A 15,350-nucleotide genomic window follows, 5' to 3' on the forward strand; every position below is an offset into this window, starting at 1 on the left:
GCAGGGTCTCGAACAGCTCTGAGAGTAGCCAGAACAGGAAGGTGGCGTAGAGCTTGGGTGACTGGTGGATAAGGGTGGTGACATCAAGAATGCTTACCACGCCTTTGCCGGAGAAATCGGTCTGCATCAAATCGGCAAGCTGCAGCGCCGGTTCGGCAAAGAAGTTTTCGGCTCCTTGTTCTTCCAATACCAACAGGCGGCGCTGGATAGCGCCCACTGACGCGGCGCTGATATTGCCGTACTGACCAGACAGGCTCTTGGCGTTATCGGCCATAAAAGAGAGCAGGGCGCGCAGATCTTTTAAATCGAGCAGCAACAGCCCCTGCTCGTCGGCATAGTCGAAACAGCCGTACAGCACGCCGGTTTGGGTGTCGTTAAGTTCCAGCAGACTCGAGAGCAGCAATGGCCCCATCTCGCTGATGGTGGTGCGGGCCCCCAGGCCCAGCTTGCCGAAGATGTCCCAAAAGAGGGCGGGGCAAGCGGCGAAGGCGGGCATCTCCATGCCAATCTGCTGGCAGCGACGTTGCAGCTTGTCGTTGGTTTTACCTGCCGTGGCAAGCCCGCTTAGATCTCCTTTTACATCGGCCAGAAAGCAGGGTACGCCCAGATTGGAGAAAGATTCGGCTAATACCTGCAGGCTGATGGTTTTGCCTGTACCTGTGGCGCCCGCTATCAGCCCGTGGCGGTTGGCCATGGCCGGATCGAGTGAAACCTGCGACTTGCCGTTTCCACCTAATAGAATGTCTGTCATAGTTGCTTCCCTGTCTGCCCCGGCTTCGCCGTGATGCCATGTGGTAAGTAAGATATTATCCCCTGCAAGGCATAACACCCCAAATATCAAAGCTAATTCTGTGGCAATAAAAAAGCCACCTCAAGGTGGCTTTAGCGTGTTTCCGGCAAACCTGTTGTTTGCTGAGTGAGTTATGCCAGATGTGGGGTGCGGGTGGGCACCTTGCGCTTATTGCCTGTGGACTCAAATGCCGAGGCCAGGCTTAAGAGCGCGTTGTCATCATAGGCACGACCAGCAAACGTCAGACCCACGGGCATGCCGATATCGGCCATGATGCCCATGGGCACAGTCACAGTGGGTACGCCCAGATGACGGATGGCGAGGTTACCATTGGCTACCCAAACGCCGTTGCTCCATGCGATATCGGCAGAGGCCGGATTCACATCGGCATCGGCAGGGCCCACGTCGGCCACGGTGGGGAAAAGCACTGCATCAAGCTTAAGCGCATCCATCCAGTCTTCGAGGTCAAGCTTACGGGTTTGCTCAAGCCCACGCAGGCCATCCGGCACAGTGGCAATTTCATTCCACGGCTTGATACCGCGCTTGGCCATGTTGACGTACTCATCCATACCGGCGGCAAGGTCGCCCTCGCGGTTTGGCAGTGTGCCCGGGTCGTGGGGGAAAATCTGTGGTCCATCCACGTCCTCAAGCTTATTGAGCTTGGGGTCACCATTGGCACGCAGGAAGTCATCGAAGGCCCAGCCGGAGAGCTCCCACAGCTCGTCGTGGAGGAACTCAGGGGTGACTATGCCGCGATTGAACACGGTCGGCGCGCCGGGTCTGTCGCCTTCGCAGTTGGACACCAGCGGGAAGTCTACTTCTATCACTTCTGCGCCGGCGGCTTCCAGCGCTGCTCGGGCTTGCTCCCACAGGGCAATTACAGAGTCACGGGTATGAATGCGCTGACCGGTGGGGCCGCCAATACCCGGGTTTTCGCTGCTGCCGGCGAGTTCATCTTTATTGATAAACATCTTGGGCACACCAAAGCGCTTGCCTTTAAGGCTTTCTGCGCTGCAGGCGAGGGCGAGATAAGACTCGGGGCGTACTTCGGAAGCCTTGGGGATGCTTACCCAGGGCTGCATACGCCACAGATCGCCGCGGGTTTCACTATCGTCGGCGACTACCACATCCAGCACCTCAAGCAAATCGGCCATGGTGCGGGCGTAGGGCACGACCACGTCCATGGTGGGGGTCAGTGGCCAGTTACCGCGCACCGAAATCACGCCGCGGGATGGGGTGTAAGCACACAAACCATTGTTGGAAGCCGGGCCGCGGCCGCTGGACCAGGTTTCTTCGGCCAGACCAAAGGCGCAAAAGCTGGCTGCGGTGGCACTGCCGGCGCCATTGGATGAGCCGGAGGCGAAGGGCGCAGTGAGATAAGCTGCATTGTAGGGGCTTTCGGCGCGGCCATAGACACCGCGCTGCATGCCGCCATTGGCCATGGGCGGCATATTGGTTTTGCCAAGGCAGATGGCGCCATTGGCGCGTAGGCGCTCCACGGTGAAGGCATCGCGCTGGGCAACCAAATCTTTAAAGGCCGGGCTGCCGGAGGCGGCGGTCAGCCCTTTCACCAGATAACTGTCTTTGGCGGTGTAGGGGATGCCATCGAGTGGCCCCAATGTTTCGCCACGGGCGCGGCGCGCATCGGACGCTTCCGCTTCTTTCAGTGCATCGGGATTGTGCACCACCACCGCATTGAGTTTGGTGTCGGTATCGGCGCCATCATAGGCTTTGATACGGGCAAGATACGCGTTAACCAGTTCAACCGCCGTGGTGCGGCCGGATTCGAGCGCGCTGCGCAGCTCGGCAATGGATACTTCGGTTACTTCGAACATACGGGTAACTCCGAAAAGGTGAATAAACAGGCCGATTATTTGCCGGATGGGATCTGCTGGGTAATGCAGTGGATGTTACCACCGCCAAGCAGGATCTCACGGGCTGGCACGCCGATAACCTTATGCTCAGGGAAGATTTCTTCCAGAATGCGCTGCGCTTCACCGTCGGTGGCTTCGTCCAAAAGCGGGTAGACGATACGGTCGTTGGTGATAAGGAAGTTCACGTAGGAACCCGCCAGACGACCTTCGGCCTCACGGGGCACACCGGTGCCGCTCTCAACGCCGGCAGACTCTTCCTCTGTGCAGTACAGCGGGCCTGGCTGCGGCAGCTTCCACACCTTCAGTTTGCGTCCCTTGGCATCCACGGCAGCTTCCAGCACCTTAAGCGCAGCCACAGAGCGCTCGTATTGTGGGTCGTTCACATCGTCGGTCCAGTGCAGGGCCACTTCGCCGGGGCGGACAAAACAGCAGATGTTGTCGATGTGGCCGTCGGTCTCGTCCATGTAAACGCCGTCACCCAGCCAGATAAAGCTGGTTACACCAAGGTAGTCGCGAAGATAGGCTTCGATTTGCTCTTTGGTGAGATGCGGGTTGCGGTTTTCATTCAAAAGGCACTCGGCGGTGGTCATACAGGTGCCTTCGCCGTCCACGTGGATTGAGCCACCTTCGAGGATAAGCGGCGCGGCGTATCTGTCCATGCCGTGCTGGGCCAGCATCTGGGCTGCAACTTTTTCATCCTGGTCCCATGGGAAGTAGAGGCCGCCCTTGTGGCCGCCCCAGGCATTAAAGCCCCAGTCAATGCCGCGGCACTCGCCAGCGGCATTGGTCACTACCGTCGGGCCTGTATCGCGGGCCCAGCAGTCGTCGCTGTTCATCTCAACCAGCGTCACGTGGGCAGGCATGATGGCGCGGGCCTTATCCATAAACTCGGCAGGAACCCCCATAAACACAGGCGTGGCGCCGCCAATGGCATCGGCCACCTTGGCAAAGGTGGTCTGGGCAAAACGACCGGCTTCGCGCCAGTTGTCGGGGCGGTAGGGCCAGATCATCCAAACAGCCTGCTGGTGTGCCCATTCGGCTGGCATGATGAAGCCATCGGCGGCCGGGGTCGAATTTAGGGTATTGATGCTCATCGCAAAGTCCTTATATCCCCGTGCTGACATGGTGCACCACAGGGCCGGTCATGGAGAAAACGGGTTTAAGCCGTCAGGTTACACCACTGGATGGTTAAGCAGCAGTGTAATGGTTTTTATCTTAGTCTCGAACATCCCAAAAAAGCGCCAGCTTTTTTGGCGACGATTAACTAGAGACAGTGTAAGAAGTTGCGCGGCTATACAACAAATGAATAAGATATATGCACACATAAACACTGTGAATAATGGTCATGAAACTGCATCAACTCGACCTCAATCTGCTGCTTGCCTTTGATGCCCTGATGACCCAGGGCAGTGTGACCCGCGCAGCCGAGTCGCTGTTTATCAGTCAGCCCGCCATGAGTCATGCCCTGGGCAGACTGCGCACCGCCTTTGGCGATCCGCTGTTGGTGCGCACTCCGCAGGGGATGGTGCCCACGCCCCGGGCCCAGCATCTGCACAGTGGCGTACGTCAGGCGCTTAGGCTTTTGGAGCAGCAGCTCAGCGAAGAAGAAGCCTTCGAGCCCGAAAACTCGCAGCGCCGCTTTGTGCTGTGCACCACCGACTATGTGGAGTGTGTGCTGATGCCGCCTTTGATGCAGCGCCTCAACGAGCTGGCTCCCGGGGTGAGCATCGAAATTCGTATTCTGCGGGATAGGCTGCCGGAGGCGGAGCTTGCCTCTGGCGAAATCGATTTGGTGCTGGGCTTTGATGAATATATGCAGGTACCGGCCTATCTTGGCAAAGAAACCTGGCTCACCGAGCCGCTGGCAGGTTTGGTGCGAAAAGACTTACCCGGCGTTGGCGAGCAGATGGCGCTTAGCGAACTTATCGGCATGGCCCATGTGTTTCACTCGCCCCTTGGCACCTCAGAAGCCCGGCTCGATAGCTGGCTCGGGAGCCAGGGCTTATCGCGGCGCATTTCGGTGAACAGCCAAAGCTATATGTCGGCGGCGGCGATTGTGTGTCGAAGCGACTATGTATTGGTGCTGCCCAAAAAGGTGGCAGATTTGCTGGCCGAACACTGGCCGTTGAAGCGGTTACAGCTGCCCGAGGATGTGCCTGGTTATCACCTGAACTGCGTCTGGCACCCTGCGCTTGGCGGGCATCCGGCGCTGATTTGGCTTCGCAGTTTGATGAAGGCATTGGTGAGTGGCTAGGCCATTTAGCGCCAACGCTTTGCTGATAAATAAAGAAGAGGGCGACTGAAGAGTCGCCCTTTTAACTGGATTAATTCAAGGCTCAGGCCTTTTCAGGAATGCGCTCAAGCTTTTTCAGGAATACGCTCAAGCACTGCCAGCAGCAGCTGCCAGTACTGACCCACGGTTTCGATGTTCACCATCTCATCGGGGCTGTGTGGGAAGCGGATGGTGGGGCCAATGGAAACCATGTCCATCTCGGGGTAGGGCTTCTTGAACAGGCCACATTCGAGACCGGCGTGGATAACCATGATCACCGGCTCCTTGTTGTAGATGTCCTGGTAGGTTTCACGGACGATGGCCATCACAGGCGAGCTGTTGTCCGGCTTCCAACCGGGGTAAGCGCCGGAGAGCTCGATTTCTGCGCCAGCGAGGTTAGACAGCGCAATCAGCATGCCTTCAACCTGGGTGCGGCCAGAGTCAATCAGTGAGCGGATAAGGCAGAGGATTTTCACATCCTGCTCGCTGGTGGTGATAACGCCCACGTTGAGCGAAGTTTCGGTGACACCGGCTACTTCATCACTCATGCGCATCACGCCGTTGGGGCAGGCGTTCAGCAGGTCGATAAAGGTGTTCTGGCTGTGCTCGCTCATCACCCGCTTAGGCTTGGCCACTTCAGTCAGGGTCAGTACGGCGCCGGGATCGGCAATGGCCAGCTCTTCACGCACCAAAGCTTCGAAGGCACTGACGGCGTCTTTCAAGCCTTGCTCGTGCTCGGCCGGTACCATCAGGGTCAGGCCGGCTTCGCGGGGAATGGCGTTACGCAGCGAGCCGCCGTTGAAATCGGCCAGCTCCAGTTGCAGGGCTTCGACGTTTTCAAACAGGAAGCGGGCCAGCAGCTTGTTGGCGTTGCCACGGCCAAGGTGAATGTTCACCCCTGAGTGACCACCCTTGAGACCAGACAGGTTCAGCGCGAAGCTCTTGTAATCTTCGGCCGGGGCTTCCCATACCATGGGCAGGGTGATTTCGGCGTCTACGCCACCGGCGCAGCCCATGTAAATTTCGCCTTCCTGCTCGGAGTCGGTGTTAATCAGGATTTCGGCATCCAGATAACCGGCTTCCAGGCCGAAGGCACCGGTCATACCTGCTTCTTCGTCGATGGTCAGCAGTACTTCCAGTGGGCCGTGGGGAATGTCATTGCTGCCAAGAATGGCAAGGGCCGACGCCATACCAATGCCGTTATCTGAGCCAAGGGTAGTGCCACGGGCTTTTACCCACTCACCATCCACATAGGCTTCAATGGGGTCCTTGGTAAAGTCGTGTACCTTGTCGTTGTTCTTCTGCGGCACCATGTCAATGTGCGCCTGAATAACCACAGTCTTGCGGTTTTCCATGCCGGGAGTGGCGGCTTTACGGATAATCAGGTTGCCGACTTTATCTTCCACCACAGGCAGGCCTTTATCGCGGGCCCATGCCTGAATGTGCTGGCTCAGGGCCGCTTCGTGTTTGGAAGGATGGGGAATGGCACAGATTTGTTCGAACCACTGCCACAGAGGCTGAGGGTAGAGCTGATTAATAGCAGTCACGGAATACTCCCGGCTTTTTGGTCATGACTGGGCGGCTCGGGAAAAGTGAGAACAAGTCCCCGCACCTTTCTAAGCGCCCCTGATTGCGCCGAGTTTAACACAGTGTGCGCTCCGGGTGGATGGGCAAACATCTGGGTTGTGGAAGCCAAAGTTTCCAGCGAAAGGGCTTGCCGCGGGTGGCAAATGATGCTGTTTGCAGGAATAATCAGCCCAGCCTTGCAATACACAATCAAAACAATAGGACGGGTCATGTTTCAGGCACAATTTGTTGTTGAACAGGATGAAAATGGCATCTTCGCCGGCGAGGGCTTTGATGCCCTCTTGGTGCTGAGCCCTTCATTGGATGCAGTTTCCCTCGATGAAGTACGTCTGCTGGCAGGTCACGCCGCCAGTATTGACAAGCGGGTGGGAAAGACCACCACTTTACTGCTGGCACCGGGCCTCGCCGGTGGCCGCTTGATCTACGCCCCCATCGGCAGCAGCTATGGCGACTATGACGACGTGCGCTCTGTCACCCAGGCAGCCCGCAGCGCCATTGCCATGGCAAGAGATGCCGGTGCTACCCGGCCACTGCTGGCGGTGTTTGGCCGTGACGATAAGGTTGAAGCTATGCTCGCCGCCGCCCTTGGTTGTGGTCAGGAATTATGGATGAGCCTTGAAGCCCGTGAGCAGGGCGCTGCCCTTTGCAGCATTGAAACCATTGGCCTGTATGGTGCCGATGAATCGCTCGCCCAACTCGCCAGCGCCCTTGAAACCGGTCGCAATCTTGCCCGAGATCTGTGCGGCACCGAGCCTGAGCGTATGTCGGCGCCCGCGTTTGCTGATTATTGCCTCAAAGCCTTTGCTGGCACTGATATTCACACCCGGGTAATAGAAGGCCGTGATGAGCTGGAACGCGACTATCCGCTTTTGAGCGCCGTTGGCCGCGCTTCTTTTGCGGTTGCGCGTCATCAGCCGCGCGTTGTGAAACTCGAATACGTGGGTGAGGGTGAGATAGAGCGCACTTTCCTCTTTGCCGGTAAAGGTGTGGTGTACGACACGGGCGGTGCCGATTTGAAAATTGGCGGCGCCATGGCTGGTATGAGCCGTGATAAAGGCGGTGCCGCTGCTGTAGCTGGCCTGATGAAAACTCTGTCGCTACTCAAACCCAAAGGCATACGGGTGATTGCTGAACTTGGGCTGGTGCGTAACAGCATTGGCTCAGAGGCTTTTGTGACCGATGAAATCATCCCAAGCCACGCCGGGGTGCGGGTGCGGATTGGTAACACGGATGCCGAAGGTCGTCTGGTGCTGGCGGACTTGTTGAGCCATCTGCGTCAAAAGGCGGTTGCAGCTGTGAATCCTGAGCTTTTTTCGGTAGCGACCCTGACCGGCCATGTGGTTCGCGCCTACGGCGGTTATCCGGCGGCGGTGGCCAACTCTGTGGCACATCAGGGCAGCGTAGCCGCACTGATTGCTTCGCTGGGCGAGAGTTTTGGCGAGCCATTTGAGGTCTCCAGACTGCGACGGGAAGACTTCGACAAGATTAAAGACGTATCAGGCGCCTCGGATATGTTGTCATCCAACAATGCGCCTTCTTCGGTAACCGCTCGTGGTCACCAATATCCGGCGGCATTTTTGATCCGTGCATCGGGGCTTGAGGCACATGGTATTGGCAGCAATACACCCTTGCCTTATGTGCACCTGGATATAGCCGGCAGCGCCACTGAGGGTGATCCCTTGTATGGAAAACCCACAGCATCACCATTGGCTGTGATGTGCCACTATATTACAAAATAATTACACTCATTGTAAGTTATTGAAAAATAGCGATGGCGCTTGTTCGCCTCGCTATTTTTTTGGAACAAGATCACAAATAACCCCAGAATTCATGTGTAATAAAATTACACAAAACCGCCGAAATAAAAAAATTATCAAATAATACTTGTAATAAAACTACAGATGGCTATACTGGCTCTCGTTGACAGGGCAAGATGCCCGTCACCTCTAGTCAATCCAGGATGGATACCTCTCCAGGGAACCGAGTGACAAGTTGTCTCCACGGAAATGAGAATCTCTAGCTCCAGGGAACCGAGCCAAGCTTTGCTAGAGTACTTACTAACTTGTTAATTTTGGAGCTTATGACTATGTCTTACACTGGTAAAAATACTTACGTTTGGCAAAACACCTGGTTCAACGTGACTTTGCTGCGCGGTGGTCTGTACACCATGAATGTTAAGGGTTAATTGTCCCCTCAATGGCGATTCAAGGGCTTAACTACCCCTTCCCCAAGTAGTTTCCATCATCCATCAACCTTTGTGTTACCCCTCTGGGGTGATTTTCAGACTCAAGTTGTATGTTGATACGCATCTGTCGACATACCAGGTTTTTCCGCTGGCGCGGTAATGCTTTTCCTATCCGGGACGCTTGAAACATGTCTTTGCCTGCTCATTGAGCAGGCTTTTTTTTATCCATTGCAAACCCACCTGCCAATTTGCGCATTCGATTGCATGCCGGGGCCTACCTCGCTTTGGTGTTTTATTCTGGCCTGACCAGGTCAAAGCTCCTATAATCTGCCGCGGATTAAAAATGTTAAGACATTTTTACACTCCCTCTGATACCCATCATTAAAACAAGAGCAAAGGAACCCGGTTCCATGTTAGAAAAAATCTTTAAACTGAAAGAAAATCAAACAACTCTCAAGCAGGAGGTTGTTGCGGGGTTAACCACATTCCTGACAATGGCGTACATTATTTTCGTCAACCCAATGATGCTTGCCGATGCTGGTATGGATCACGGCGCTGTATTTGTGGCGACCTGTCTTGCTGCGGCTATCGGTTGTTTGATTATGGGCCTGATGGCCAACTATCCCATCGCGCTGGCACCTGGCATGGGCCTTAACGCCTTCTTTACCTACACAGTTGTTGGTGAGATGGGGTACAGCTGGGAAACTGCACTGGGCGCTGTATTTATGTCCGGTATCTGCTTCCTGATCCTGTCGCTGGTGCGTATTCGTGAGTGGATTGTGAACTCCATTCCGATGTCGCTGCGTCTTGGCATTGCTGCCGGTATCGGTCTGTTTCTGGCGCTGATCGGCCTAAAGAGTGCTGGCATTGTAGTGGCAAGCCCGGCGACTCTGGTGACCATGGGCGATATTAAGGCCTTCCCTGCGGTAATGGCGGTATTGGGCTTTTTCCTGATTATCGCTATGGTAAACCGTGGTATGAAATCAGCGGTTATTCTGAGTATTCTGGCAATTACCGGCCTGGGGATGTTGTTTGGCGACGTACAATACAATGGTCTGGTTTCTGCACCGCCTTCGATTGCGCCAACCTTTATGAAGATGGATCTCTCTGCGGTGCTGGAAGTCAGTATGCTGTCGGTGGTATTTGCCTTCCTGTTCGTTGACCTGTTTGATACCTCAGGTACCCTGGTTGCTGTGGCACAGCGCGGTGGATTTCTGGATGACAAGGGGCGCCTGCCTCGTTTGAATCGTGCGCTGACTGCGGACAGTGTGGCCACTATTGTGGGTGCCGGTTTGGGTACTTCCACAACAACCAGTTATATCGAAAGTACCGCTGGAGTGAGTGCCGGTGGCCGGACGGGGCTCACGGCCGTGGTGGTCGGACTGCTGTTCCTTGCGGCGCTGTTTATTTCCCCACTGGCAGGAATGGTTCCGGCTTACGCCACTGCAGGCACCCTGTTTTATGTGGCGATTCTGATGATGTCAGGTCTGGTGCATGTTGAGTGGGAAGATATTACTGAAGCTGCCCCCGTGGTGGTGGTGTGTCTTTTAATGCCACTGACTTTCTCTATCGCCTCAGGCATTGCTTTTGGCTTTATTTCTTATGCGGCCATCAAGGCTCTGAGTGGTCGCTTCCGCGACCTTAACGTTGGGGTGGTGGTTCTGGCACTGTTGTTTGTGGCCAAGTTTGCCTTTGCCTGATAGTGCCTGACCGGTATAACGCATTAAGGGTCATACAATGTATGGCCCTTTTTTTTGTGTGTTTTTTCAACATGAGTGCTTTTTGTGGCAAATATTGTTTGACCCCGTTGTGCAAGGGCTGTCGCTTTGGGTATAAGGTGAGTTCGGCTTTTTTTACTGGATTAAGATGAACTCGAATGAGCAAGGCTACCGTCGGGTAGTGGTTAAACTGGGGACCAGTGTGCTCACCTCCGGCAGCAAGTCGCTGGATAAGGCGCATATGGTTGAGCTTGCCAGACAGATGGCAGCGTTGATGAAATCAGGTGTGGAAGTGGTGTTGGTGACCTCGGGTGCCATTGCCGCAGGTCGTGAACATCTGGGGTACCCGGTATTGCCCGACACTATGGCCAATAAGCAATTGTTGGCCGCTGTCGGGCAAAGCCAGCTCATTCTCGCCTGGTCACAACTGTTCAGTATCTATGGGCTGCATGTAGGGCAACTGCTGCTGACCCGGGCGGATCTGCACGACAGGGAGCGTTATCTGAACGCCCGCGATACTCTCAATGCGCTGCTGGCCAGGGGAATTATCCCTATCATTAATGAAAATGATGCGGTGGCTACTACTGAAATTAAGGTAGGTGATAACGATAATCTGTCGGCCAGAGCGGCACTCCTGTGTGATGCTGATCTTCTTATCCTGCTCACCGACCAGAAGGGCCTGTTTGATGCGGATCCGCGCAAAGATCCCAATGCCCGACTTATACCCGAAGTGCAGCACATTGATGATAGCCTGCGCTTGCTCGCGGGGGGCTCTGTTTCCGGCCTCGGCACCGGCGGTATGGCCACCAAGCTTGAGGCGGCCGATATTGCGCGCCGTGCAGGTATTGAGGTGATTATCGCTTCGGGACATCATCCGGAAGTGATTAAAAAGTCGGCTGGTCGCGAGTCCGTTGGCACCCGTTTTCTCGCTATCGAAAGTCCGCTCGAGAGTCGCAAGCAGTGGATTCTGGCCGGACCCAAGGCCAGAGGTCGGTTGCATCTGGATGCTGGTGCAGTGGCTGCGGTAACCAACAAAGGGCGTAGCTTGTTGGCCAAAGGGATAGTTGCGGTAGAAGGGGAGTTTGAACGTGGCGATACGCTGGAGTTGATGAATCCAGATGGGCGGGTGGTTGCCAGAGGTATTGCCCGCTATCAGGCAAAAGCGCTTGCAGCTATTGCCGGAAAGCACTCCGATGATATTGAACCCTTACTTGGCTATGACTACGGCGATGCTGCCGTGCATCGCAATGATATGGTGGTGCTGACGGGAGGTGAGCGTTGATGAACGGGCAACAAGCGTATTTGGAACAATTGGGTCAAGCGGCCAAAACGTCAGGCTTTGCATTGGCAAACCTGGGCATTAAAGCTAAAAATCAATTGCTTGCTGCTATTGCTACAGAGCTTGATGCCGATCGTAGCACTATTTTGGCGGCCAATTGCCGTGATGTGACAGCCGCTCAAAAAGCAGGGCTGAATGACGCCATGATAGACAGACTGCAACTGGATGACGCACGCCTGAGTGCCATTATTGCCGATATAGACAATGTGATTGCCCTTGCCGACCCTGTGGGTGAAGAGTTTGATAACCGCCTCCTGGATAATGGTATTCGGCTCAGCCGTCGCCGGGTGCCGCTGGGGGTGATTGGGGTGATTTATGAAGCGCGTCCCAATGTCACCGTGGAAATTGCTGTGCTGGCGCTGAAAACCGGTAATGCGGTTATCCTTCGCGGCGGCAAAGAAACCCGGGAGTCGAATGTGGCGCTGGCGGCGGCCATCCGCCGGGCTCTGGATAAAGAAGGCTTGCCTGCGGACTGTGTCCAATTGATAGATAATCCGGACCGTGCTTTGGTCAACGGACTGTTAAAGCTTGATAAGTACGTTGATATGATAGTGCCCCGCGGTGGTCAGGGCTTACAGCGCCTTTGCGCCGAGCAGGCCACCATACCGGTTATTCTGGGTGGCATTGGTATCTGTCATCTGTATCTGGATAAGGATGCCGACACCAGCCGTGCAGCCGATGTGATTATCAACGCCAAGGTGCAGCGCCCAACCGTGTGTAATGCGCTCGATACCCTGCTGATTCATCAGGATAAATTGGATTGGTTGCCAAAAGTTGCTGAGGCATTGAAGGAAAAAGGGGTCAGGCTGGTGGCTTGTGAGCAAAGTCGTCAGCGGCTTTTAAACGCCGGTATTGCTGCCGATATGGCAACGGAAGAGAGTTTTGCCACTGAGTGGCTGTCGCTTACGCTGGGCATTCAGGTCGTCAGAGATATAGATGCAGCCATCGCCCATATTCGAACCTACTCTTCGGGACATTCAGAAGCTATCCTCACCGACAACCTCACAGCGGCGACTTACTTTATGAATGAAGTGAATTCTGCTGCAGTGTATGTGAATGCTTCCACCCGTTTTACCGATGGTGGCCAGTTTGGGCTTGGCGCTGAGGTGGCGGTCAGCACCCAGAAATTGCATGCCAGGGGGCCGATGGGATTGGAGGCATTGACCACTTACAAATGGCTTGCGATAGGGGATTATAGCTGTCGTTGATTGCCTTAAACCAAGGCAAAGCCAGTTCACTGGCATTCCACCCCAAAGCCGCATTAGCGGCTTTTTATCTATTTTTCATTGTCCTGCAGTTTTTTGAGGCACGTAGTTTTCGCCCATTAATTCTTTAAGTCTCTCTTCTTTTGGGAATTCCGGCGGGTTGATTGCGTAGTCCACTATCGCAATGCTCCACACCAATACCATGGCGATAATGATGGCGACCGACATGATACGAAAGGCAATAATTGGGTCTTGTGCATGGGAAAAAAATTTAAGCTGCACATTGCGGTTTAGGTAAATTGATGGGAACAGAAACATTGAATACAGGAGTACGGCAGTGGTGGTAAACACATTACCGTAATAATGATCGACCAGGATCATAAAGATGCAAAAGACCAACGCTGTGAGTCGAAAACGTTTTTCGCCTTTGGGGGATAGATGAAAGATGGGGTTTCCGTCGATGATCAGACTCATACTCTTGCGCGCTCCTTTGCACTAGAGACTTAAAGTTATAAACCTGTTAGCGGCGGTTTTCAACCTCGCATGGTCTGGTTTGCCAAGTTGTTGGTGAAATTCACTATTACGCGTGGTCATTGATTGATGTGAATCTTTGGGTTTGAGTTAATTTATTGAATTTAAGGCGAATTAATTTTTGGCATTCTCTTTGCTTTAACTCTGTCAGACACTTTAAGAATTCAGCGTTTCAAGGAGAATCAACATGAAAACAGCACTGACCGCCACTACCCTGACCGTACTTTTGTTAGCCGGCTCTGCATTTGCTGCAGATAAAACCCTGACCCAGACCTTCAACTATCAGGGAGAAGCCCTGTCTCTGGATGTAGGCGTGGGTGAAGTGGAGATTGTGGCCGCAGATATCCAGCAGATCCAGATTGAGGTGAGGGTTGAGCCTTCCGACGATGGTTTCCTGTTCTTTGGTGGCCGTAAGGATGTAACTGATGTTGATTTGCAAGCCAAACTCACTGAAGGCAAAAAACTCGTCCTGCGCCTGAATGACAACGACGATGTGAAAGAGCACTGGCGAATTGCCATTCCAGCTTCCGCAGCGGTTAATGTCGATATGGGCGTGGGCCGCATCGAAACCAATGGACTGGATAACAGCGTGGAAATCGACCTGGGCGTTGGCGAAGTGGAAGTGAATCACAGCCATGACTATGGTGACATCTCACTGCACTCAGGTGTGGGTGATGTGAGCTTCAGCCATAATGGCCAAAGCGTTGAAGTACAGCGCGCCATGGTGAGCGCCAGTTATCAGGCCAATGCCGGTGGTCAGGGGCGTCTGGCTGTTGACGTAGGTGTAGGCGAAGTCGACATCAACAAGCTGTAAGCGCTCGTTATAAAGAAAAAAGCCCCATCGAGGGGCTTTTTTCTTGAATGGGAACCGTGGAACTCAGTGACTCAGTGGTGCTTTGATTGCGCTTTTAAGTCGTGGCAGAAGTTGTTGCAATGCCAGGGCGAATAAAATGAGTGCCAGCCCTATAAAGGTTGAGGCCTTAATGGTTTCACCCAGAATAAGGGCTATAAAGCCAATCGACAGTACCGGCGAGAGGAACACCAGGGTGCTGATGCTGGCCGTGCGCTCGGCCGTTTTCAACGCCATCAGCCACAGCACAAAGGTCACTCCCATTTCAAACAGGCCAACATATACCGCAGCAACCATGCCTTTGGCATTGAAAGTGGGCCATCCCTGAGTGGCAAGCATCGCCAGCAACACAAAGGGCAGTCCCACCATAAAGCTGAGCAGTAAACTCACCACAGGGTCGCCTTTGTCGCGGGTATTGACTATCCAATACAGACACCAGAGCACTGTACTGGTGAGTACCATCACAATTCCGGTTGGATTGTCCATGGAGAAGCCACCAAGACTGCCGCCGGTGGCAATCACGAACACACCTCCGTAGGCCACCAGCGCCGCCAGCAAATCTGTCTTTCGCAGTTTTTGCCCAAGCAGCGGCACGGCCAGCAGCGGTAATAAAATTGCCCAGGTGTAATTGAGTGACAGGGCTTGCTGGGCTGGCAGCAGGTCGTAGGCCTTAAACAGCACCAGATAATATAAAAAGGGATTGAGCAGCCCGGTTTGCAGATAAAACAGTGGCCGTGCTTTGAACTGGTGCTTGAGTAATGTGAGTTTGCCCTGATATCCCAGAATTACGCCAAGGGCGCAGATAGAGCTCAGTACGGCTATAAACAGCAGTTGCAACGGCGAATACTCCGCCAGTGCCAACTTAAATGCAGTGGCAACCGTGGACCAAAGCAGTACGGCAGCCATACCGTAAACGTAGGCCAAACGTGATTTTTTCAACGATAGTGTTCCTGTGAACCGAGACTGCGTTGTCAGCAATGAGGCAGCTGACCCTTCGAT

General features: G+C 54.3%; 12 protein-coding genes. 6 read left to right on the forward strand and 6 right to left on the reverse strand.

The genetic code is table 11. The features are described 5' to 3' along the window. The 3 genes from ABYK60_RS05920 to aguA form a co-directional block, all read right to left on the reverse strand. The coding region (locus tag ABYK60_RS05920) for a helicase HerA-like domain-containing protein (RefSeq protein ID WP_372871018.1) at window positions 1–751 on the reverse strand (751 nt) is incomplete at its 3' end. Between the two features lie 170 nt (window positions 752–921). Continuing rightward, the gene (locus tag ABYK60_RS05925) at window positions 922–2,625 is read right to left on the reverse strand and encodes an amidase (protein WP_372871019.1); all 1,704 of its coding nucleotides are present in this window, start codon (window positions 2,623–2,625) and stop codon (window positions 922–924) included. Window positions 2,626–2,660: 35 nt separating this feature from the next. Next, window positions 2,661–3,758, reverse strand: coding sequence for an agmatine deiminase (aguA, locus tag ABYK60_RS05930; protein WP_372871020.1), 1,098 nt, complete (start codon window positions 3,756–3,758; stop codon window positions 2,661–2,663). Between the two features lie 251 nt (window positions 3,759–4,009). On the opposite strand from aguA, the gene ABYK60_RS05935 reads away from it, so the two are divergent. Further along, complete coding sequence (locus tag ABYK60_RS05935; RefSeq protein WP_372871021.1) at window positions 4,010–4,918, forward strand: LysR family transcriptional regulator; 909 nt, start codon at window positions 4,010–4,012, stop codon at window positions 4,916–4,918. A 104-nt stretch (window positions 4,919–5,022) separates the two neighbouring features. On the opposite strand, the gene ABYK60_RS05940 is transcribed toward ABYK60_RS05935, so the two are convergent. Continuing rightward, a complete protein-coding gene (locus tag ABYK60_RS05940) occupies window positions 5,023–6,483 on the reverse strand; it encodes an aminoacyl-histidine dipeptidase (RefSeq protein ID WP_372871022.1) in 1,461 nt (486 codons plus the stop codon). Between the two features lie 249 nt (window positions 6,484–6,732). On the opposite strand from ABYK60_RS05940, the gene ABYK60_RS05945 reads away from it, so the two are divergent. The 4 genes from ABYK60_RS05945 to ABYK60_RS05960 all read left to right on the forward strand — a co-directional run bounded on the left by ABYK60_RS05945 (window position 6,733) and on the right by ABYK60_RS05960 (window position 12,973). Then, window positions 6,733–8,262, forward strand: coding sequence for a leucyl aminopeptidase family protein (locus ABYK60_RS05945; RefSeq protein WP_372871023.1), 1,530 nt, complete (start codon window positions 6,733–6,735; stop codon window positions 8,260–8,262). 856 nt (window positions 8,263–9,118) lie between these two features. Then, window positions 9,119–10,408, forward strand: coding sequence for an NCS2 family permease (locus ABYK60_RS05950; protein WP_372871025.1), 1,290 nt, complete (start codon window positions 9,119–9,121; stop codon window positions 10,406–10,408). Window positions 10,409–10,574: 166 nt separating this feature from the next. Continuing rightward, entirely contained in the window at window positions 10,575–11,708 is a 1,134-nt protein-coding gene (gene proB, locus ABYK60_RS05955) for a glutamate 5-kinase (protein ID WP_372871026.1), read from the forward strand. Continuing rightward, the gene (locus ABYK60_RS05960; RefSeq protein WP_372871027.1) at window positions 11,708–12,973 is read left to right on the forward strand and encodes a glutamate-5-semialdehyde dehydrogenase; all 1,266 of its coding nucleotides are present in this window, start codon (window positions 11,708–11,710) and stop codon (window positions 12,971–12,973) included. The genes proB and ABYK60_RS05960 overlap by 1 nt, the downstream gene beginning before the upstream one ends. A gap of 75 nt (window positions 12,974–13,048) precedes the next feature. On the opposite strand, the gene ABYK60_RS05965 is transcribed toward ABYK60_RS05960, so the two are convergent. Continuing rightward, the gene (locus ABYK60_RS05965) at window positions 13,049–13,444 is read right to left on the reverse strand and encodes a hypothetical protein (protein ID WP_372871028.1); all 396 of its coding nucleotides are present in this window, start codon (window positions 13,442–13,444) and stop codon (window positions 13,049–13,051) included. A 244-nt stretch (window positions 13,445–13,688) separates the two neighbouring features. Here ABYK60_RS05965 and ABYK60_RS05970 point away from each other — a divergent pair, with 244 nt between their 5' ends. Beyond that, window positions 13,689–14,315 (forward strand): hypothetical protein, encoded by a 627-nt coding sequence (locus tag ABYK60_RS05970; protein ID WP_372871029.1) that lies wholly within the window; start codon window positions 13,689–13,691, stop codon window positions 14,313–14,315. A 63-nt stretch (window positions 14,316–14,378) separates the two neighbouring features. Here ABYK60_RS05970 and ABYK60_RS05975 read toward each other — a convergent pair whose 3' ends face one another. After that, window positions 14,379–15,290, reverse strand: a complete 912-nt coding sequence (locus ABYK60_RS05975) for a DMT family transporter (protein ID WP_372871030.1) — start codon at window positions 15,288–15,290, stop codon at window positions 14,379–14,381. Window positions 15,291–15,350: the final 60 nt, after the last annotated feature.

The sequence above is a fragment of the Shewanella sp. genome, from assembly GCF_041630135.1.
Lineage (GTDB): Bacteria > Pseudomonadota > Gammaproteobacteria > Enterobacterales > Shewanellaceae > Shewanella.